This is a genomic window from Candidatus Merdisoma sp. JLR.KK011, from assembly GCF_036941125.1.
In the GTDB taxonomy this organism is placed as follows: domain Bacteria; phylum Bacillota; class Clostridia; order Lachnospirales; family Lachnospiraceae; genus Laedolimicola.
On sequence record NZ_JAYWSZ010000003.1, the window covers coordinates 1,857,991 to 1,878,276 of the forward strand.

Sequence of the window (20,286 nt, forward strand, 5' to 3'; positions counted from 1 at the left end):
GTATGGAACCGGGGCGGACAGCCGATTGTGCTTCTCCCCGCATCCGGATCACTGTTTTTTATGGAATGGTTTTACCTGCAGCCTGGGTTTCCTCCGTTGGTGTCAAAGGCTGGGTTGAAGGCGTAGAAGTTTCTTTCGTCCAGGTGATCCTGGACGATGCGGAGGGCTTCGCCGAAACGTTGGAAGTGCACGACTTCTCTGGCCCGCAGGAACCGGATGGCGTCGGTTACATCCGGAGAATCCACGGACAGACGCAGGATGTTGTCGTAAGTAGTTTTGGCTTTTTCTTCTGCTGCCATATCCTCCGTCAAATCCGTAATCGGATCTCCAACAGACTGGAACATTGCTGCTGAAAAAGGCGTTCCGGACGCAGCCTGGGGCCACAGTCCCAATGTATGATCCACATAATAGGCGTCAAACCCCGATGCCTTCAGTTCCTCCATGGTCATATTCCGGGTAAGCTGATGCACAATCGTAGCGATCATTTCAAAATGCCCCAACTCCTCCGTGCCTACATTGTGCTCAGAAATGTTCCAAATCAAGCCCTATACGGACAAGCCCAGTGCTTTCGGTTTATCTGTACATAGCTTTGTCAGCTATGAAAGAATTGGTAAGTGGGATGAGGAAAGGTACAGGAAAGGCGGCAGAAAGCCTTATTTTATCGAGCTTGGCGGCACTCCGAGATGGATAAATCTCTATGCGGTAGCGGACGCAGATGTCTATTATAATTATGAAGCGTGAGAAAAAGAGCTTGTCTGAAAGAAGTTGGACAAGCTCTTTTTTCTATAGTAAACCACACCATCGTTAGCTTTACTCATGTGTGCTTTACTAAGTTGACTTTTGGGGACAAATCGGATATACTATAGTAAAACACACAATCGTTGAGAAATTTGCGTGTGGTTTAGTAGAGGTGAGACAATGCTTGATGAAAAGTCGATAAACGCTGTTAGGAAGATTTTTTCCAAACACGATTATATAATGACGACAGCTCAACTGGATTCCTATAGAATCTACTATGCTGATATTCAGCATCTATTAAACGAGGACTACATTGAAAAAATCAAACGGGGCTATTATCATTGGACGGAAATCTATGGCGAACAGGAAGTTAAAATTATCAACCGTCTTTTCCCCGATGCAGTGCTTTGTATGGAAACTGCCCTCTTTTATTATCAGTACAGCGACCGCAATCCTGCCGAGTGGAATATTACGATTGATAAAAATGTCTCCAGAAGTCGTACAAATATCGACTACCCCTTTGTAAAGGCATATCGAGTTGAGCCAGTTTTAGTACCCCTCGGCGAAACAAAAGGCAGCATTAACTTTGTGGATGTCCGTATCTATGACCGTGACCGCACCATTTGCGATGTACTGCGGAATATGAACAAAATGGACAAAGAGATTTTTAATAAGGCAATACAAGGATATGTAAAAGACCCCAAAAAGAATATACCGAATCTGATGGAATATGCCAAAGTGTTGCGTGTGCAAAAACGAGTAAAAGAACTGATTGGAGTGTGGCTGTGATGGCTGATGTTGCGGCATCTGTTTTGGCAAAGCTTAAGAATAAAGCGAAGGCGGCTGGTATCAGCTATCAGCAATGTCTACAGCTATTTATGCAGGAGGAATTTTTACGGAAACTCTCAAAATCTGGATATGAGGATACACTTATTCTCAAGGGCGGATTGTTTATCTATACGCTCACTAATTTTGAAAGCCGAGCGACGATTGATGTGGATTTCCTGCTTCGTAGCGTTTCCAATTCATTGGACGAGGTAAAAGCACTTATCCTAAAAATTCTGGCTACGCCTACGGGCAATGATTATATTGAGATGACTGCAAAAGGGTTCGAGGAAATCTCGCCGCAAAGGAAATATCACGGTATTAGCACACAGATTATCGGAAAGATAAAAAATGTCCGTGTCCCCTTTAATGTGGATATTGGCGTGGGCGATGTGATTGTCCCCCGTGCCGAGCAACGGACTATCCATACACAGCTCCCCGATTTTGAAGCTCCTGTTGTTATGACTTATTCTCTTGAAAGCACCATAGCCGAAAAGTTTGACGCTATCCTGCAACGGTTTGAACTGACAGGCAGAATGAAAGATTTTTACGATATTTACTATCTCGCAAGGACTTTTGATTTTGACGGAGCGAGATTGCAGACGGCAATATCCAGAACACTGGAACGGCGAGGGACGCCCTACGAAAAGGACAGCTTCAAGCGTATTCTCACACTTGCCGAGGATGCGGACATGCAGAAGCGGTGGAAATTCTTTTTGAAAACTATAAAAGATGATACGCTTGAGTTTTCGGTGGTCATTGAGGAAATAAAGACTTTCCTTGAGCCTGTATTTGAATCGATTGTGAATGAGGATGAGTGGCAAAAACAATGGCACTCGATAGAATGTAATTGGAAAGTGGTAAAAGAAAATGAGTGATTTATTATACAGCACAGAACTCGGAAAATACTATATAGGAAAATGTGAAGAAACCATTAGAGAATTAGATTTACAGAAGAAAGTACAATTGATACTAACTTCTCCCCCTTTTCCTTTAAATAACAAAAAGCAATATGGAAATCTTAATGGGGAGGAATATTTAAAATGGTTTACGGGATTAGCGGAATTATTTTCAAGCGTATTAGCTCCAAATGGTTCAATAGTAATTGAAATGGGAAATGCGTGGGAGAAAAATCGTCCTGTTCAGTCACTACTTCATTTAAATAGCCTTCTTAGTTTTGTAAATAATGAAAAGGCGGGACTTAGGTTGTGTCAAGAATTTATTTGTTATAATCCTGCCAGATTGCCGTCACCTGCTCAATGGGTAACAATTCATAGAATAAGAGCGATTGACAGCTTTACACATGTATGGTGGATATCTAATTCGGACTATCCTAAAGCAGATAATCGTAGGGTGTTGCGACCTTATAGTAAAAGTATGAAAAAGCTACTTAAGTCGGGAAAATTCAATTCTGGGAAAAGACCTTCAGAACATGTCATAAGTGAAAAAGGATTTTTAACCGATAATCATGGAAGCATCTCGCACAATGTTTTAGAATTGGAACAGATTAATGAGGATAAAGAATTACGATTACCCTATTCCATGTTTAGCATATCAAATACAAAGTCAAATGATTTCTTCACTAAAACCTGCAAGGAACGAGGAATTGTTCCTCATCCTGCACGGATGCCACTCGAATTAGCCAGTTTCTTTATTGAGTTTTTAACTGATGAGGGTGATTTAGTCTTAGACCCATTTGGAGGCAGTAATACTACAGGTTTTTGTGCCGAAAGGCAAAAACGGAAATGGATAAGTATAGAGGCAAATATGGAATACGGTATGCAATCTGTTATTCGTTTTGAGGAACCATCTCTAAATTCTGATATAAAAATGGAGGAAAATATATTATGAGCTTAACACAGGAATTGAAAAATCTCGCTATGGTGGATATTTTTACAGAAGCTAAAAAAGCGGATTTATTTATCGGTAGACCATATTATCTGGATTTTGATAAAGCCTATTTATTGATAACAGATGCATGGAAAGAAAAAGTTGGCGGTGTACCCCAAGGTACTTTTTTGCTCGCATTTTATGAAAACGAGAATGATGATGTAGATGAGTGCTTGTTACTTCGAGCTATCAAACCCGCAAAGCTACCAACCGATAATGATGTCATTGCATCCATGGTAGAATATTATAAAGATAATCTCAAGACATCAGGTAAAAAGAATCAGCTTGATGACTTCACGAAATACACTTTTAGCTTTTCTGGACTCGAATGTAGAATTCTCGGCACCTTTTACCGTGATTCAAACGGAAAAATTCAGTTTGGTGCTGATGTTGAAAATTATTATAGTGCTCATAATTATGTGGCATATAAGCCTGTTGGAGATATCCTTGAGCAGATTGTAAACTTTAGAGATGGAAATACATCAATTGGTTGCAGTACAGATTACAGAATAGGAAAAATCCGTTATAGTTCCAGTCGTCGTTTTCAAGATAAACATCCAGATGTTCCCGTATATGTCAGTCCGAGCGATTTTTTAGGTAAACGAACTGCTTTGTTCGGTATGACGAGAACAGGTAAGTCTAATACAGTAAAAAAGGTAATCGAAGCGACTACAGAAATAAGTAATAAATCAACTGATACTTGTAATGAGGCATCAGCGTCTTCCGCTATTGACAATGTAAATCAGTTTAAAGATGATGGTATTCCAAAATATAAAGTGGGACAAATCATTTTTGATATGAACGGTGAGTATGCGAATGCTAATCTTCAAGATGAAGGAACAGCAATATTTGAAAAGTATGCTCAGATAACGACTCGTTATAGTGTGCTTGACAAACCAGGTTTTAAAGTATTAAAAGTGAATTTTTACAATGAAATTTCAGTAGGTTTTGAATTGATTTGCAGTTTGCTCGCTGATGAGAGCGGAGATTACATAAAGAGCTTTACTTCTATAGATTTGGAGGAGCCAACAGACAAGTTTAGCTCTGCACATACCAGATGGGCACGCAAGTCTGCGGTTTATCAGTGCTGTCTGAAAATGGCTGGTTTTACCGTGCCTAATAACTATAAAGTGAAATTTACAGGGAATAAGGAAATAAATAACCGTATTGTTGATGGACGAACCATCGACCCTGCTACTGGCATTAGTCTGGATGATGCTATTGCATTTTGGACTTGGGTTGCAGAAAATCAAGATGACCAGTTTTTTGTTAATTATAGAAGTAAAAATGGACATGATTGGATAGATGAGGACTTAAAGGCGTTACTTGTATTTTTAACAAGAAAGCGTAATTTAACTGGTGCTGCAAGTTTAACAGGATATAGAAAACTGGTACCGCTTAAGGATTATCATACAGTTCAATCCGATTCGCCGTTTGAAATTGATATTGTTAACCAACTTCGAAAAGGCAATATTGTTATAATAGATTTATCGCAGGGAGACCCTGTTATTCAACAAACATTTGCAGAAAAAATTTGTTTGAGCGTATTTAGAAACGCTATGGATAATTTTGTTAATAACCGTCCTAACAATTTTATACAATTCTATTTTGAAGAAGCACATAATCTATTTCCTAAAAAGGATGATAAGGATTTAAGCGGCATTTATAATCGGATTGCAAAGGAAGGTGCTAAACTAAATATTGGACTTATCTATGCAACACAAGAAGTGAGTTCGATATCTTCAAATATATTAAAAAATACACAGAATTGGTTTATTGCACATTTGAATAATGATGATGAATTAAAAGAAATAAAGAAATTTTATGATTTTGCAGATTTTTGTGATAGTTTGATTCGCTACAGTTCAGGAAGTGATAAAGGATTTATTAGGATGAAAACATACTCTAATGCCTTTATTGTTCCAGTACAAATTGATAGATTTACCGCACAGGGAGATTGAAGATATGAGTTATGGAAATGATTACTCGAACAAGCCTTTTGAACGAGCAAGCAAGACATCGCACACAAATATTATAAACGATACCACGGTTCAGTCTTTTTTATCAAAATGTAAAATTCCCCCTTATCATGAGGAAATAGACGATAAAGATATTGAGCTTCTCATGCTTGAAGAACCTACAAAAAATCCGATTAAAAATATCATTACTATTGACGGCGGTTATACCAATGTTTTTGTAAAAGAAGATTTTCCTTCATCGACGATTGCTTTCTTTCAATTTGGAGCATTGTTTTTTAAACACCAAGACTTACTGGATTTGAAAGAAAAGCCATTTATAGACCCAGAGGATTTTTCCAAGCTTCAAAATATTCAAAGAATAAAGCTCGTAGTCCCAACGAAGGGAATCGCTCTTGATGGTGAGATTGACTTTGTATCATCGGTCAGAAGAACTATATATGAGTTCTTTATTTCCCAACCAGAAAGAAACGGTTTTATGGATGCGTTAAAATGGCTCATATTTGAAGAATATAGTTCTTCTGATAACAGTAAGATTTGGCATTTAGCAACTTGTCCTCATTGTAGTATAGGCGTTGATATACAGAGAAAGAATGTTCAGAATGACTACACTATAACTTGCCCTCATTGCGGTGGTAAGATATATCTTACAGATATTTTAAGACTTCATGAGGTTATTGATAATGAACTTGGTGCAGGAGGTATTCTTGGATATTTAACGACTGCGGTTGAACAAATAATAATCGTATATCTTATCAAGCAAATGCTAAATATAAGACCGAGTTTATTATCCCAGACCTTGTTTGTAAAGGATGGACCCCTTGCTTTTTTCGGTCAAACCGCCAATCTTCATAAACCTATGCGTAAGTTGATGACTTTTTTAAATCAAAACCATTCAATTTATCTAGTTGGACTTGAAAAAAGCGGTTCTTTTGTTGAACATGCAGTGCAGGCATCTAAAAAAATGTTGCCAAAGCAGATGCTACTACTTGGAAATAGTTATATTTACAAGTATATTATTCCTGGAAACGGAAGGGATAGCGAGCCATATGCCATTTCATCATATTATGGGCATAAGGTTATCTTTAAATCCGAGCACAACAATGTATATGTGGCAACAATACCAAATGTTCAAGCAATGGTTGAACCCCAAATAAGCGACTATATTAATATCAATGAGATTTTATATAATATTACAGCTTTAAAATGTGACTTATATTATAATTCACTCGTTCCTGTTGTAATGGCTAATAAATTGGTATCTTTAGCTGACCATCCAAGCTCTGATTTACTAAAAACATTTGCTCAAGAAAAGATAATCCAATAGAAATTGTGAAGTGAGCCATTTTCGTAACCTCGACCCACTGAAGCATCGGAAATGTTCCATTCTCCCGAAATGCCCGAACAGCCTTTATTTGTGGGCTTCTGGGTAGATGACATTGTAACAAAGGACAAGCCCACAAGGTATGGAAAGAACAACCATTTTACATACGCTGAACAACCAACCGTTATTGTACAAGGCTCTCAGCGAAAAATCAATATCTATTGTGCCATTTCTGCCGCATAGTATTTTTACCATTGTAGGATGGATTGCCTTTATAATACAATGAAGCCAAGAAAGGATGGTGGACGGTATGAGGGAAAAGAAAACACACTTATATGTAGACAGCAGGGAAAAATCATTACTTTTACATAGCCTTGTGGAGTTGAAAAATCAGCTCATACAGCAGGGCAAATATGGGGACTGCGTTGACGAGCTTATCTTCAAGGTAGCCAATGCCCCGATAAAGAAAGTAAAAATTGAATATGTGTAAGGCACATCGTTATGAAGCCGCTTATTCTTAATTCAACTAAGAGTAAGCGGCTTTTTTGCGTCCTGCCTTTTATTAAACCACACCATTGATGGATTCAAAGTAAGCGTCAAATCCTTCGCTCCCTATAAATTGAAGCGCCGCTTATTTGCGGCGCTTACTGTAGCAGTCAGCTGGAAGTGTCTTTGACCACGGCATGAGCGGTTCCAGTCTTGATTCTTCTATCTTTCCATTTGCATAGATGAGTTGGGGCAGCTCTGTCAATAGATGTCTCACATAATAATAAATATTTAGATCGTTCGCACGGGCGGTTTCGGTAAGGCTGTAGATAATGGCACTTGCCTGTGCTCCCCGTACTGTATTTATCGTTACCCAGTTCTTGCGTCCGATTGTAAAATTTCTCAGGGCCCGTTCACTGGCTGAATCGTCAATCGGTACTTCTCCATCCGTGAGAAATACTTTGAGATATTTCTCCTGATTCAGACAATAGTTTAATCCTTTGGCTGTTTCTCCTTTCGGCAGGACTTTCTGGTCAGCCAGTGTTTCACGGATCCACGCAAAGAACTCCTCAACCAGCGGTTTGATTGAGGCCTGTCGTTCTTTTAAACGTTCTTCCGGGGTCAGGTCTTTCAGCGCTCCCTCCAGATCATAGATGGCTCCGATTCTTACGAGCGCCTTGTATGCAATGGATGACCGGACTGCTTTCTGGTTCCCTTTGCCGAGTGCTTTGATGGCATTGGCAAAATGGCGCCTTGCATGTGCCATGCAGTTCGCGTTTGTCACCCCTTCCAGATCCCGTTCCAGTTTATGGTACTGTTCCAGACCGTCCGTCATGAGGAATCCGGTAAAATCTTTATAATACTCTTTGGGGTGGTCGCTGTGCCTTGTCTTCTGGTATTCATATATAATGATCTTCGGCACAGGACTGAGTTCGCCAGTGAGATGAACCCACATATAACTCTTGCTCCCGGCAGGCCTGCCGTCATGGATTACCTCTAAAGGCGTTTCATCACACTGATTCACATGGGCTTCAAGCTGCCGCTTTTTCATCCATTCATACAGCGGAAGAAAATATCTTTCTGCTGACCATATCGTCCAGTTGGACATGGTCTGTTTGGACAGATTCAGGCCATTCTCCTGAAAATCCCGGGCAATGCGGTCAAGAGGATTGCTGTTTACATACTTTGCGTTGATGACTGCCGCTTCCAGGGAAGGGGTTGCGATGCTCCCTTTAAACAGGGTGGCAGGATGATCTCCACGGAGAAATTCATCCTGATGCAGCCCGCCTGTCCCAACATAGACTTTAATGACATGTTTTTCCGCAGTCCACCGGGCTGGCTCAAAACGAAGCTGCCAGAAGATCTCATCCGGCATACTTTTCCAGTTCCCTCTGCCAAAGGCATCATCCAGTTCCTCCGCCGCGACATCATGGGAAATTCCTTCCTGTGGAAAATCCCTAAGATCCTCTTCACGCTGCCCTTTCTTCCTGCGTTTCCGGGGCGGCTTCATGGCGCAGGCAATGGTTTCTTCTATCGTTGGTTCTGGCACATTTTCATTGCAGTTTGCTTCTGCTTCATTAAAAAAGGAAAGCTGTCCTGCGATTTCATCCAGTTTTTCCGTATTACGGCCGAAACGCTGCTGATTCGCAAGACGTACCTGTTCCATGAGGTTTTCATAATCATGCTCAAGCTTGTCAAGACGGTCCTGCATCTGATAGATGACATCGTTCTTGGACTCATGATCCATCGTATTGAGTTCGTCTGGTGTAAATTTTCTGCACATGACGGCCGCCTTTCTTTATAGGTTAAGTATAACAGAAAACAGGAACAGATGCCATTTGGCTCCCAATCGGCCATCGTCATTCTGCCATGCCGCCAGCAGTACACAGATGCCCCATTCCAGCGTTCAAAAATATAGGGTTTTCAAGGTCCAAACGTTTCTTCCACGGTCCATGACAGCAGATAGAAGCTTTCATGCACAGGTCTGCTTCCTACATAAACAGACATTTTTTATGCGCTAAAACAGCGATATATTTTCTCTGTTTTGCACAAATATTTCAGTAAATTTTTTGGGGCTCCACATCTTTGATCTTAGGATCCAGGGGATTTAAACCCATCATCAGATAATGGAACTGGTCTTCCGTAAGTTCGGCAGCCTCCTGTGTATTTCTCGGCCATGACAGTCTTCCAGCTTCGAATCTTTTATATAGAAGCAAAAAACCCGTGCCCATCCACAAAAGTCCTTTGCATCGGTCAGACCGCTTTCCGCAGAACAGAAAAAGAGTTCCTTTTTCAAAAGGATTCTGCCCATACTTATCGCCTACGATTGTTGCCAGGCCGTCAATCCCTTTCCTGAGGTCAACCGTGCCGCAGGCAAGGACTACGCGGCGGATACCGGCGGCATCTTTAAGCATGGGACGCCTCCCTTATGATCAGGCTCAGAAGGGAATCCGAAATATCATTGGTAATCTCGATCTTTAATGTAGAAGTACCGATGACTGCAACTGTGCTGCCTGAAATCATCTGCCCGTTTTTCTTTGCTGAAGAGCAATAGGGAATTTCAACAAAAGAAAGCTCCGGCTTTTCTGCCACTGCAGGAACGGCATCGCTGCTTTTCCGCATTTCTTCATAAGCCTTTTGCCGGAATTTCCGTTGCCAATGATAATAGCTTTGTTCACAGATTCCGTTTTCATCCATCCAGTTCTTTGCCGACTGTCCGGCCGGACGTTGTCCGCATGCCCTAATGATTCCCTTCCAGTATTCGGCACGGACTTCATGAGTACATTGATCCATAGTCTTTAGTTCCTCCTTGAAAAATCTATTGCTTTTTTCAAGTATGGACTAAAAATGACTTTAGCGAAAGGCGAGCGTTTTGACGATTACGATTCAAAAGTGTGTGGTTTAGTATAGCATTTTACATAGCCGCCTTGACAAAGCGGCTAAATCTATGCGAAAGGAGGACGCACCCATGTCAAACTGCAAAGTAATTGCTTTAACCAACCAGAAAGGCGGTGTGGGCAAGACCACCACGGCGGTGAATCTGGGCGTAACTCTGGCACAGCAGGGCAAGAAAATCCTGCTCATTGATGCCGATGTACAGGCAAACCTAACCATGTCCCTCGGCTACCACAGACCAGACGATTTGCAGGTCACTCTCTCCACCATCATGCAGGACATCATAGATGATAAATCCGTTGATGTCGCCCAAGGCATCCTGCACCACAGCGAGGGCGTTGACCTGCTCCCGTCCAACATTGAGCTGTCGGGACTGGAAGTAAGACTGATTAACGCCATAAGCCGTGAAAGCGTGCTGAAAACCTGCATAAGCGAGGTCAAGAAGAATTATGACTATGTACTCGTGGACACTTTATGTGGATAACCACATAAACAATCTAATGCGGAGTAAATTATTATGCGGAGTAAACCGCTGAATTCATTCATTTCGCTGTGATTGTGCCGTATTATACTCTGCATAATAATTCTCCATTCTGTTGATCTCTTTAAATCATTTCCTTTAACCAATCAAGGAGTTCTTCTCTCTTTTTATCTTTGTATCGGCTTTCTGGAATGATTTTTTCGCTTGCCTTTTCAAGAGCTTCTCTTTTTGCGGCAGAATCAGCTTTCGCATATATTTCTGTTGTTTTGACTGATTCATGCCCCAAGAAATCACGGATATAAATCAGATTTACATTTGCCTGTACCAAATGCATCGCTTTACTGTGGCGAAAAATATGAGGTGTCACATTTAAGATGGCTATTTCAGGGTGGCTAGCCTGAGCCTTTGCCACATATTTCGATATCACATATTCGACTCCGGATCTCGTCAGTTTCTGTTTCATCTTATTCACAAACAGGTACTGATCAGGCACTGTGATACCATAGTTACTTGTATACTTTTCTATCAGCGATCCCGTATCCGGCATCAATGGCACGATTCTTGCCTTGTTTCCTTTTCCTGTAAGCGTAACAGTTGCAGGCTTTGTTAAGCGGATGTCTTTCAGTTTTAAATCTACAAGTTCCTGGACTCTTGCCCCGGAATCATATAAAAGTGAAAGCATGGTAAGATCTCTTTGGCCGTTTTTTCTTTTACTGTCAGGCTGCTTAAAAATGATTTTCAATTCATCGACTGTTAGATATTCAACTTCTTTTTTGGCGCGTTTCTTAAAGCCTATTCCGAGTATTTCCCGACATTTGGACATGTACTGGGGATCTTCTACCGTGATATATCTCATCAATGCATGAATGACTGTAAGTCTATGATTCCTTGTACTAACGGCACAGCCTTTGTTTTCTTCCAGCCATAACAAATAGACTTCAACCATTTTTCTTGAAATCTGATCCATTGTTAACTTCTCTGGTTTAATCTTTAATTCATCACGACAGTACCGCAAAAATACAATAAAGGCATCTCTGTATGACCTGATAGTGTTGGGGCTTGCTCCTATCTGCAGAGGAAGGTATCTCGTGAGATAGTCAGTAAGATAATCCGATAAATATTTTTTACTCATCTGCATCCCCTCCCTTGATCATGTCATTGTATAATGGTGTGAGTGCATCAATTATCCGATCATAGGAGTCTGCTGTTAAGCGGAGGTATTTCTCTGTGCAGTTGATATTTCTATGCCCCATGTATTCCTCAAGATATGGTATGGAAACATACATATCAATTCCTTGGGCAGTCATTCCCTCAAGTGCATGAACTGCAAATGTATGCCTTAAGTCGTGCAGGCGGGGAAGCTTTCCGCTTGCCGTACATGGGATACCGGCTTCTTCAAGCAGCTTCTTATACTTCTGAAGTATAGAGTTCGGCCGGTAAGCCTTACCCCATCGGTTTCTGAATAGAAGACCGGTATCATTTTCCGAGTATCTGACCGCGCTCATATAGTCCCTTAAGCATGCGAACAGGGACTCCGACATAGGCTCTAAACGTGTGTTATTGTATTTTGACTGTCTTACCGTAATCACTTTATCTGTAAAATCTATATCAGATATCTTCAGGGATAAGGCCTCAGATATTCTCAAACCGCAGCAATAGAGCAGTCTGATGAGGAAAGGGTAAACATTGTACATATTAGGCGAACGATAAGCATACGGAAGGCTGTCTGCCGCCTTTAACAGACTGCAAATCTGTTCCCTTGTGAAAATATATGGAACAAATGAACACCTTTCATGCTGATGTTCCGGAAGAACATATGCAGGAACACCAATGCTGTTCAGATATGTTGCAAGCTGCCTTATCAGTGCTTCTCTACGCATTTGGGTCATAGGCTGTTCACCTTCTCTCCTAGCAGCAAATCCAAGAACCAATTCTTTTGTCAGATTTATAGTGTCATCTGCGGCATGCTCATTCAGATATCGGTTCAATTCCCTGATTGCACGGACGATTCTTCCCTCGTATTTATATCCAAGGCTTCGTCTGTATTCTATAAAGGCGATACACGTATCTCCATATAAACCATCGAATCCAGCCATCTCTTTTTCACTCATACCTCGGCACCTCCAATGCGACTTTTCTTAGTCCTTCTAAATCGATTTTGATATATATCCCTGTCGTATCTGTATATTTATGCCCTAATACATTTGAGATCACAGGAATAGGGACCTCACTTCTAAGCATGTTGCTTGCTAAAGAAGAACGCATGGAATGCATCCCATGCTTCTGGTCCTCTTTAAAAGTAATTTCTGCACGCTTAAAATATTTTTGCAGCATTTCATGGAAATTTCTGTGATCAAAGGGTTTCACAGGCGCCCGGTTGCTGACCAATACTTCTCTATAACCACATTCGGGACGTGCGTTTTTTATATAATCGATAAGAGCCATAAGCAATTCATCACTAATGGGTAATGAAACATATTCACCGGTTTTAGACTGTACAAAACCAATAGTTTTCCTTTTCCAATCAATGTCATCCAGAGTAAGCCGGCATATATCGATACACCTCATTCCAAGGGTTGCTGCCAAGAGGAGAATCAGATAATCTCTTTTCCCATACAACGTTTCGGTATCGATGCTTTGAAGCAGTTTTGTTATACATTCCGGCGTGAAATACGAAGGATATGAATTCTTGGTGTGAATTGAAATAACCGGAAACATCTGAGCTAAATCCTTACTGCACAGTTCCTTTTGGCTCATATAAGCGAGAAGGCTCCTAAGCAAATACTGATAAGCCTCTTTTGTCGTTATAGAGTAGTAGGATCTGCTTGCCAAAAATCCATATGCATGCTCGGACCGTATGTCGCTGGTGTTTTTTATCCCGATGCTTTCGAAATACTTAAATACTTTTCTCGCAGAAAATTCCTTGCCCTTTAAGGTTGTATCCTTAAGTCCTCTTTCTGTTTCATGTGCAATGTAGCCATCTAAAACACCCTCAAAATATTCAAGTCTCATGTTTTTTGAAAGTCGTTTTTTCTGGCGGATTTCACCGTACAATTGAAATTCGTACAACATCCATATGTGACGCTGGAGATAATTCTCAGCCATTGTCAGATTTTCAAAATCAACCCACTTATGCTTGTGATGTTCTAACAGAAACTGCTTTCCAAGATCAAGTGAAAAATAATCAATCCCCTTCTTTCTGCAGTACTTGATAAAGACTTTATAATAAGCCAAGTATCTTTCCCGGGTACTTTCTTTGTAGCCAATGAGCTTAAGGTGATCCATCAGCCCATTTACTAATTCTTCAATAGTTACCTCGTGTTGCTCCATATAGGAACCCCCTTTCTGTGATTTGTAAGAGGTATTCTATATGGAATATTATGCTGAGTAAACAGAAAGAAAATCATAGGTTTTATTAATGATTGCAGATAGTTACTCTGCATAATATTTAACTCCGCATTAGACTGTATGCCGAGCCTTGGTATGCTCACCATCAACGCACTGGCGGCGGCTGACAGCGTGGTTATCCCCACACAGCCCCACTATCTTTCTGCCAAAGGCTTAGAGCTGTTGCTTCGCTCCGTGTCGAAAGTCAGACGGCAAATCAATCCCCCTCTGCGGATTGACGGCATCCTTATGACGATGGTAATGCCCCGCACGAACATCTCCAAGGAAATCACCGCCACGGTAAGGAGTGCCTATGGGCAGAAAATCAAGGTGTTCGATACCCAGATACCACACTCCATCCGTGCCGTGGAAGCCACCGCAGAGGGGAAAAGCATCTTTGCCTACGACAAAGGCGGCAAGGTAGCCGCAGCTTATGAACAGTTCGGAAAGGAGGTGGCAGAGCTTGGCGAAAAGCAGAGAAAGCAAAATCGAGCTGACCGCATACGATGACCTGTTTGAAACAGACCAAAGCCGTGAAGAAGCCAACCTAAGCAAGATACGGGACATTCCCCTTGCGGAGATTGACGAGTTCCCAGACCATCCGTTCAAGGTCTTAATGGACGAGGATATGGAGCAGCTTGTTGACAGCATCAAGCGGAGCGGCGTTATGACACCTGCCACCGTCCGTATGAAAGAGGACGGGCGTTATGAGCTTATCAGCGGTCACAGGCGGAAAAAGGCTTGTGAGCTTGCAGGGCTTGAAACGCTCAAATGCGAGGTCAAGGAGCTGACCCGTGACGAGGCGATTATCGTCATGGTGGAGAGCAATCTCCAGAGAACCACCATTCTGCCGAGTGAGAAAGCCTTTGCGTACAAGATGCGGCTTGAAGCTATGAACAGGCAGGGAGAAAGAAGCGATTTAACTTCTTCTCCACTGGATAATAAGTTGAAAGGGACAACATCTGCACAACAAATAAGCCAGAAAAGTGGTGACAGCCAACCACAAATTTACCGCTATATCCGCCTAACCGAGCTTGTCCCCGAAATCCTGCAAATGGTAGATGAACGCCAGATTGCGTTCCGTCCTGCGGTGGAACTATCCTATCTCACCGAGGGACAGCAGTACACCCTGCTTGAAGCGATGGAGTACAGCGATGCCACGCCCTCGCTTGCACAGGCTATCAAGATGAAGAAGTTCATGCAGGAGGGCAAGCTCACCAATGAGGTTATCCAGAGCATCATGCAGGAGGAAAAGCCCAACCAGAAAGAAAAGCCTGCTTTCAAGGACGAAAGGATAACCAATCTCATCCCCAAGTCCATCCCCAGAGGGCAGGAAACAGACTTCGTTGTCAAGGCGTTGGAGTTCTACAACCGCCACTTGCAGCGGAGCAAAGACCGGGAAAGGTAGGGCTGCCGCACACCGAGGGCGAAGTCTGCCCTTTTGCGGCATGGGTGGATAGCCACGGAATCGGCTTTCCCCCTCTCCACACCTCTCCCCCTTGATACTGCCAAGACTATCCGAGAAAAAGAGATTTATTTAAGCTGTCCAGTCGGGCAGCTTTTTTTCGGTCAGTCGGGCAAACAACAATCCAGATTACAGGAGGTAACTATGAGAATCCCTAAATTTTTCAGAAAGGCTGCGGCTTTTGTCATGGCTGCGGTCACGGCGTTGTCCGTCATTCCCGCAACCACGGCGTTTGCGGCAGGCGACATCGGCACGATTTCCTTTTCCATGACCTATGACAGCGGCGGGAACGCCATGCGGTACAATTCCAGTGCCAGTATCGGCGGCTACACCGCAGGCGGCACGGGCAAGTACAAGTACCGCATGTCGGTGGACGGCGAGACGGCGTTCTGCATCCAGCCCGGCGTACCGCTGAAAACGGGCAACACCCTAAGACGGGCTTCCTCGGACGCATGGAACGCCCTCTCGGACAGCCAGAGGAAAGCCGTGGGGCTTGCCCTGCTCTACGGATACCAGGGCAACCGCCATAACCTCACGGGAAGCGATGACGAGAAATGGCTCGCCACCCAGACCCTCGTGTGGGAGTTCGTCACGGGATGCCGTGAATCCACTGGCTCCTACCACCAGACGAGCAGCACCATCTACAGCCTGCACTTCGGCTCCAATTACGCCAATGACGGGGCGAGGGCTGCCTACGACCAGATTGTGTCCCTCATGGCGAACCACAACACCATACCGAGCTTTATGTCAGGCGGTGAGAATGACATCACGAGGGAGCTAGCCTACAAGGACGGGAAATATTCCCTCACCCTCAACGACAGCAACGGCGTACTCTCCGATTTCAGCTTTGCAAGCTCCGATGCCAACGTGAGCGTCACAAAGTCTGGGAACACGCTGACCATCAGCTCCACGAAAGCCATCGGCGGCACGGTACGCATCACCGCCACCAAGGACGGCGTACCCACGGTAGACAGCGGGGCGAAGATGATTGCCTACGGCGACCCGAACCTGCAGGACTTGGTGACGGGCGTGGAGAATGTCGGCGGCGTAAGGGCGTATCTCAACATCGAGACCCCCACCGGCACGATAGCCCTCAAAAAGACTTCCGAGGACGGCGTTGTTTCGGGCATCTCTTTCCACATCAAGGGCGACGGCTTCGACAAGACCGTAAAGACGGACGCAGAGGGCAACCTCACCGTGGAGGGCTTGTTCCCCGCCACCTACACCATCACCGAGCAGTCCATTGACCGCTACGAGCCGCAGCAGACCCAGACCGTGACCCTAATCGGCGGCAGGACGACCACCGTGAACTTCAACAACGTCTTGAAGCGTGGCAGTCTGGAGGTGATAAAGACTTCCGAGGACGGCATCGTGGAGGGCATGAAGTTCCACCTTTTCGGCACGTCCCTAAGCGGTCTGCCCGTGGATGAATATGCCGTCACCAACGCAGACGGCGTGGCAAGGTTTGAGAACGTGCTTATCAGCGGAGATGCGCCCTATGTACTGGAGGAAGTGGATACAGCCATCCGCTATGTGCTGCCTGCGTCCCAGACTGCCCCGATTGAATGGAAAAAAGTCACGAGCCGCAGCTTTGTGAACGTGCTGAAGAAGTTCAACGTCACCGTGACAAAGACGGACGTGGAGACGGGAACGCCGCAGGGGGACGCTTCCCTTGCAGGTGCGGTCTACGGCATCTATAAAGGCGAGGAACTGATTGACAGCTACACCACCGATGAAAACGGGCAGTTCACCACCAAGTATTATGTCTGCGGCAATGACTGGAGCATCCGTGAGATTTCCCCGTCCGAGGGCTATCTTCTGGACAATACAATCCACCATGTAGGCGCAGAGCCAGAGCTTTACACGGTGGAATACAATTCTGCCAAGAACGATGTGAACGAGCAGGTCATCAAGGGGAATATCGCCATCATCAAGCACACCGACAACGGCGAGACTCAGATTGAAACGCCCGAAACGGGAGCCGTATTTGAAGTCTACCTCAAATCCGCAGGCAGCTATGAAGCCGCCAAGGAAACCGAGCGTGACATCCTCACCTGCGATGAGAACGGCTTCGCCCAGACCAAGGACATGCCCTACGGCATCTACACCGTAAAGCAGACCTCTGGATGGGAGGGGCGTGAGCTGATGAAGCCCTTTGACGTGTTCATCAGCAAAAACGGCAACACCTACCGCTATCTTATCAACAATGCCAACTTTGAGAGCTATATCAAGGTGGTGAAGAAAGATGCAGAGACGGGGAACACCATCCCCTACGCAGGTGTGGGCTTCCAGATTTACGACCCCAACGGTGAGCTTGTCACTATGACGTTCACCTATCCCGAAGTGACCACCATCGACACCTTTTACACCACGGCGGACGGCGACCTCATCACGCCCCAGACTCTGGAATACGGCACGGGATATTCCCTTGTGGAAGTGCAGGCTCCCTACGGCTATGTCCTAAACTCCGAGCCAGTCTATTTTGACGTGGTGCAGGAGAACTCCGAGGAAGAAAGCGGCATCACCGTCATTGAGGTGGTACGCTCCAACACCGCACAGAAAGGCACTATCACCGTTGGGAAGTCTGGCGAGGTATTCAGCACCGTGTCTGGCACAAAGGAGCTGTACCAGCCGATTTTCTCCGTGGCAGGTCTTGAGGGTGCGGTCTATGAGATTACCGCCGCCGAGGACATTTACACTTTGGACGGCACTCTCCGAGCGTCCAAGGGCGAAGTGGTTGACACCGTTACCACGGGTGCGGACGGCACGGCAAAGTCCAAGGAACTGTATCTTGGAAAATATGAAGTTAAGGAAGTCACCGCCCCGTTTGGCTTTGTGCTGAATAGCGAGGTACACGCCGTTGAGCTTGTGTATGCAGGGCAGGAAATCGCCGTCACAGAAACTGCCACGGACTTCTACAATGAGCGTCAGCGTGTGGAGATTGACCTAGTAAAGAGCCTTGAGACAGACGAAGCCTATGGCGTGGGGACAAACGGCGAAATCCGAGATGTGAGCTTCGGTCTCTACACGGCAGAGGGGCTGACCGTCGCAGACGGTGCGGAAATCCCTGCCGACAGCCTGCTTGAGGTGCTTTCCCTTGACGGGAACGGTCACGGGAAGTCAGTCATCGACCTGCCCCTTGGCAGCTACTATGTGCAGGAAATCAACACCAACGCCGCCTATCTCACAAGCGACACCAAGTACCCTGTTGTCTTTGCGTATGCAGGGCAGGACACGGCACTCGTCCATATCTCCGCAAACGAGGGCAACGCCATTGAGAACAAACTCATCTACGGCTCTGTCAGCGGGAAGAAATCGGACGAGGACGGCAAGGCTCTGGGCGGTGCGACAATCGGCATCTTCAAGACTGGCATGACTGAATTTACCAAGGAGACAGCCATTGCGACTACCGTATCCGCAGAGGACGGTAGTTTTTCTTTTGCCAAAGTACCCTACGGCACATGGGTAATCCGTGAGATTGAAAGCCCTAAAGGATATGTACTTTCCGAGAAAGAAATCGCCGTGACAATCGGTGCGGTGGATGAAGCTGTCGAGGTAGAGCTTGTGAACTACTTCATCCGTGGCAGCATCTCCCTCACAAAAGTGGATAAGGACTACCCCGACAACAAGCTCACGGGGGCGGTGTTCGAGGTCTATTCGGATACCAACGGTGACGGCAAACTGGATAAGGACGATGCACTGCTCGGCACGATGACCGAGATGGAGGGAGGCGTCTACCAGATGACCGAACTCCGCTACGGCAAGTACCTTGTCCGTGAAAAGACGGCACCGACTGGCTTTGTGCTTGATGAAAATGTTTACCCCGTATCCATCGAGGAAAACGGCAAGACCTACACCGTGGAGAATGAAGCAGGAAAAGGCTTCTTGAACGAATCCCAGAAAGGGAACCTCAAAATCGTCAAGACATCCTCGGACGGCAGGGTGGAGGGCTTCTCTTTCCGCATCACGGGCGTGAACTACGACCAGACCTTTAAGACCGACAGGAACGGCGAAATCTCCATCGAGGGCTTGCGGATTGGCGAGTATACCGTTTCCGAGGTGAGCGACAAGGCATCCGCAGGCTATATCCTGCCCGCCGACAAGCAGGCTGCCGTGCAGATGGGAGCCACCACCATCGTCCAGATGCACAATGAACTCCGTGACACCCCGAAAACGGGCGATGACTTCAACCCTGCCCTCTGGGTAAGCCTTGCGGCGGCATTCACCATCGGTGCGGGCGTTCTGGGATTCCTTGGGATTAAAGGGAAGAAGAAAAAAGAGGAATGATGACCGAATCACGGGCAGCATGAAGCCCCTGCGGTCAGAAACCGGAAAGGAGGTCTTATGAGAATGGACGCAAAGACCATCATCGCCATCGTGCTTGTGGCATTCATTGGCGGCGGAGCCTTGTGGCTCAACATACGCCACAGGAAAAATAAGTAACCCAAGTATGCAGGGACGGGGCGGCTGAAAATGCCGCCCCTACCCTTTATGGAGGTACACTATGCACAATCTGAAAACCATTGAGGGCAAGGTCAGACGGATTCTGGAAAAGGACGAGGAAGCCAGAAACGATGACATGACCCTTTACCTTGCAGTCTGCAATTCCTGTCTGAAAGGCGCAGGGGCGATGCCCTTTGCCGAGGTCATGGCACAGCATAAATATCTGGGCTTGCCGAGCTTTGAGAGCATCAGCAGGACAAGGCGCAGATTGCAGGAGAAGCACCCCGAACTGCATGGGAGCCTGCGGATGCAGAAGCTCCGAGCCAGAGGGGAAAAGGCATACCGCAGATATGCAAAAAGCGACTGAACGGAGGTT

Annotated in this window: 17 protein-coding genes and 2 pseudogenes; 12 read left to right on the plus strand and 7 right to left on the minus strand. The window is 45.1% G+C overall.

Annotated elements, in window-relative coordinates:
• Positions 1–71: 71 nt before the first annotated feature.
• Positions 72–542, minus strand: a complete 471-nt coding sequence (locus VV089_RS10060) for a manganese catalase family protein (RefSeq protein WP_442891511.1) — start codon at positions 540–542, stop codon at positions 72–74.
• On the opposite strand from VV089_RS10060, the gene VV089_RS10065 reads away from it, so the two are divergent.
• The 7 genes from VV089_RS10065 to VV089_RS10095 all read left to right on the plus strand — a co-directional run bounded on the left by VV089_RS10065 (position 529) and on the right by VV089_RS10095 (position 7,243).
• On the plus strand, positions 529–741 hold the full coding sequence (locus tag VV089_RS10065; protein ID WP_334335779.1) for a hypothetical protein: 213 nt from the start codon (positions 529–531) through the stop codon (positions 739–741). The two genes, VV089_RS10060 and VV089_RS10065, sit on opposite strands and share 14 nt — an antisense overlap.
• Positions 742–918: 177 nt before the next feature.
• Positions 919–1,527, plus strand: a complete 609-nt coding sequence (locus tag VV089_RS10070) for a type IV toxin-antitoxin system AbiEi family antitoxin domain-containing protein (RefSeq protein WP_334335780.1) — start codon at positions 919–921, stop codon at positions 1,525–1,527.
• Positions 1,527–2,441, plus strand: a complete 915-nt coding sequence (locus VV089_RS10075) for a nucleotidyl transferase AbiEii/AbiGii toxin family protein (protein WP_334335781.1) — start codon at positions 1,527–1,529, stop codon at positions 2,439–2,441. Before VV089_RS10070 ends, VV089_RS10075 begins: the two co-directional genes overlap by 1 nt.
• On the plus strand, positions 2,434–3,414 hold the full coding sequence (locus VV089_RS10080) for a DNA-methyltransferase (protein WP_255202537.1): 981 nt from the start codon (positions 2,434–2,436) through the stop codon (positions 3,412–3,414). The genes VV089_RS10075 and VV089_RS10080 overlap by 8 nt, the downstream gene beginning before the upstream one ends.
• Complete coding sequence (locus VV089_RS10085) at positions 3,411–5,414, plus strand: ATP-binding protein (RefSeq protein ID WP_217957231.1); 2,004 nt, start codon at positions 3,411–3,413, stop codon at positions 5,412–5,414. Before VV089_RS10080 ends, VV089_RS10085 begins: the two co-directional genes overlap by 4 nt.
• Positions 5,415–5,418: 4 nt before the next feature.
• The gene (locus VV089_RS10090) at positions 5,419–6,756 is read left to right on the plus strand and encodes a hypothetical protein (RefSeq protein ID WP_334335782.1); all 1,338 of its coding nucleotides are present in this window, start codon (positions 5,419–5,421) and stop codon (positions 6,754–6,756) included.
• A gap of 307 nt (positions 6,757–7,063) precedes the next feature.
• The gene (locus tag VV089_RS10095; RefSeq protein ID WP_300838082.1) at positions 7,064–7,243 is read left to right on the plus strand and encodes a hypothetical protein; all 180 of its coding nucleotides are present in this window, start codon (positions 7,064–7,066) and stop codon (positions 7,241–7,243) included.
• 141 nt (positions 7,244–7,384) lie between these two features.
• On the opposite strand, the gene tnpC is transcribed toward VV089_RS10095, so the two are convergent.
• From tnpC to VV089_RS10110, 3 genes are all read right to left on the minus strand, one after another.
• Positions 7,385–9,022, minus strand: a complete 1,638-nt coding sequence (gene tnpC / locus VV089_RS10100; RefSeq protein ID WP_334335783.1) for an IS66 family transposase — start codon at positions 9,020–9,022, stop codon at positions 7,385–7,387.
• 274 nt (positions 9,023–9,296) lie between these two features.
• The gene (gene tnpB / locus VV089_RS10105; protein ID WP_334335784.1) at positions 9,297–9,653 is read right to left on the minus strand and encodes an IS66 family insertion sequence element accessory protein TnpB; all 357 of its coding nucleotides are present in this window, start codon (positions 9,651–9,653) and stop codon (positions 9,297–9,299) included.
• Complete coding sequence (locus VV089_RS10110) at positions 9,646–10,032, minus strand: IS66 family insertion sequence element accessory protein TnpB (protein ID WP_172542955.1); 387 nt, start codon at positions 10,030–10,032, stop codon at positions 9,646–9,648. Before VV089_RS10110 ends, tnpB begins: the two co-directional genes overlap by 8 nt.
• A gap of 175 nt (positions 10,033–10,207) precedes the next feature.
• Here VV089_RS10110 and VV089_RS10115 point away from each other — a divergent pair.
• A pseudogene (locus VV089_RS10115) lies at positions 10,208–10,609 on the plus strand (ParA family protein); the annotation flags it as partial.
• Between the two features lie 130 nt (positions 10,610–10,739).
• On the opposite strand, the gene VV089_RS10120 reads toward VV089_RS10115, so the two are convergent.
• Genes VV089_RS10120 through VV089_RS10130 form a run of 3 tightly spaced genes read right to left on the minus strand, consistent with a single transcriptional unit; the run spans position 10,740 to position 13,945 of the window.
• Positions 10,740–11,747 (minus strand): site-specific integrase, encoded by a 1,008-nt coding sequence (locus tag VV089_RS10120; protein WP_334335785.1) that lies wholly within the window; start codon positions 11,745–11,747, stop codon positions 10,740–10,742.
• A complete protein-coding gene (locus VV089_RS10125; RefSeq protein WP_334335786.1) occupies positions 11,740–12,726 on the minus strand; it encodes a tyrosine-type recombinase/integrase in 987 nt (328 codons plus the stop codon). The genes VV089_RS10120 and VV089_RS10125 overlap by 8 nt, the downstream gene beginning before the upstream one ends.
• Positions 12,719–13,945, minus strand: coding sequence for a site-specific integrase (locus VV089_RS10130; protein ID WP_334335787.1), 1,227 nt, complete (start codon positions 13,943–13,945; stop codon positions 12,719–12,721). Before VV089_RS10130 ends, VV089_RS10125 begins: the two co-directional genes overlap by 8 nt.
• 129 nt (positions 13,946–14,074) lie before the next feature.
• Here VV089_RS10130 and VV089_RS10135 point away from each other — a divergent pair.
• From VV089_RS10135 to VV089_RS10150, 4 genes and pseudogenes are all read left to right on the plus strand, one after another.
• Positions 14,075–14,512, plus strand: a pseudogene (locus VV089_RS10135) (ParA family protein); the annotation flags it as partial.
• A complete protein-coding gene (locus tag VV089_RS10140) occupies positions 14,466–15,410 on the plus strand; it encodes a ParB/RepB/Spo0J family partition protein (RefSeq protein WP_334335788.1) in 945 nt (314 codons plus the stop codon). The pseudogene VV089_RS10135 and the gene VV089_RS10140, both read left to right, overlap by 47 nt.
• A 201-nt stretch (positions 15,411–15,611) precedes the next feature.
• The gene (locus VV089_RS10145) at positions 15,612–19,754 is read left to right on the plus strand and encodes a SpaA isopeptide-forming pilin-related protein (RefSeq protein WP_334335789.1); all 4,143 of its coding nucleotides are present in this window, start codon (positions 15,612–15,614) and stop codon (positions 19,752–19,754) included.
• Positions 19,755–19,971: 217 nt separating this feature from the next.
• Positions 19,972–20,277: a hypothetical protein gene (locus tag VV089_RS10150; RefSeq protein ID WP_334335790.1), complete on the plus strand. Its 306-nt coding sequence runs from the start codon at positions 19,972–19,974 to the stop codon at positions 20,275–20,277.
• Positions 20,278–20,286 lie beyond the last annotated feature (9 nt).

What these genes read in the sequence shown, in the direction of transcription:
- VV089_RS10065 (WP_334335779.1), top strand. Translation starts at nt 529, where the DNA reads ATGTTCCAAATCAAGCCCTATACGGACAAGCCCAGTGCTTTCGGTTTA.
- VV089_RS10070 (WP_334335780.1), top strand. Translation starts at nt 919, where the DNA reads ATGCTTGATGAAAAGTCGATAAACGCTGTTAGGAAGATTTTTTCCAAA.
- VV089_RS10075 (WP_334335781.1), top strand. Translation starts at nt 1,527, where the DNA reads ATGGCTGATGTTGCGGCATCTGTTTTGGCAAAGCTTAAGAATAAAGCG.
- VV089_RS10080 (WP_255202537.1), top strand. Translation starts at nt 2,434, where the DNA reads ATGAGTGATTTATTATACAGCACAGAACTCGGAAAATACTATATAGGA.
- VV089_RS10085 (WP_217957231.1), top strand. Translation starts at nt 3,411, where the DNA reads ATGAGCTTAACACAGGAATTGAAAAATCTCGCTATGGTGGATATTTTT.
- VV089_RS10090 (WP_334335782.1), top strand. Translation starts at nt 5,419, where the DNA reads ATGAGTTATGGAAATGATTACTCGAACAAGCCTTTTGAACGAGCAAGC.
- VV089_RS10095 (WP_300838082.1), top strand. Translation starts at nt 7,064, where the DNA reads ATGAGGGAAAAGAAAACACACTTATATGTAGACAGCAGGGAAAAATCA.
- tnpC (WP_334335783.1), bottom strand. Translation starts at nt 9,022, where the DNA reads ATGTGCAGAAAATTTACACCAGACGAACTCAATACGATGGATCATGAG.
- tnpB (WP_334335784.1), bottom strand. Translation starts at nt 9,653, where the DNA reads ATGCTTAAAGATGCCGCCGGTATCCGCCGCGTAGTCCTTGCCTGCGGC.
- VV089_RS10110 (WP_172542955.1), bottom strand. Translation starts at nt 10,032, where the DNA reads ATGGATCAATGTACTCATGAAGTCCGTGCCGAATACTGGAAGGGAATC.
- VV089_RS10120 (WP_334335785.1), bottom strand. Translation starts at nt 11,747, where the DNA reads ATGAGTAAAAAATATTTATCGGATTATCTTACTGACTATCTCACGAGA.
- VV089_RS10125 (WP_334335786.1), bottom strand. Translation starts at nt 12,726, where the DNA reads ATGAGTGAAAAAGAGATGGCTGGATTCGATGGTTTATATGGAGATACG.
- VV089_RS10130 (WP_334335787.1), bottom strand. Translation starts at nt 13,945, where the DNA reads ATGGAGCAACACGAGGTAACTATTGAAGAATTAGTAAATGGGCTGATG.
- VV089_RS10145 (WP_334335789.1), top strand. Translation starts at nt 15,612, where the DNA reads ATGAGAATCCCTAAATTTTTCAGAAAGGCTGCGGCTTTTGTCATGGCT.
- VV089_RS10150 (WP_334335790.1), top strand. Translation starts at nt 19,972, where the DNA reads ATGCACAATCTGAAAACCATTGAGGGCAAGGTCAGACGGATTCTGGAA.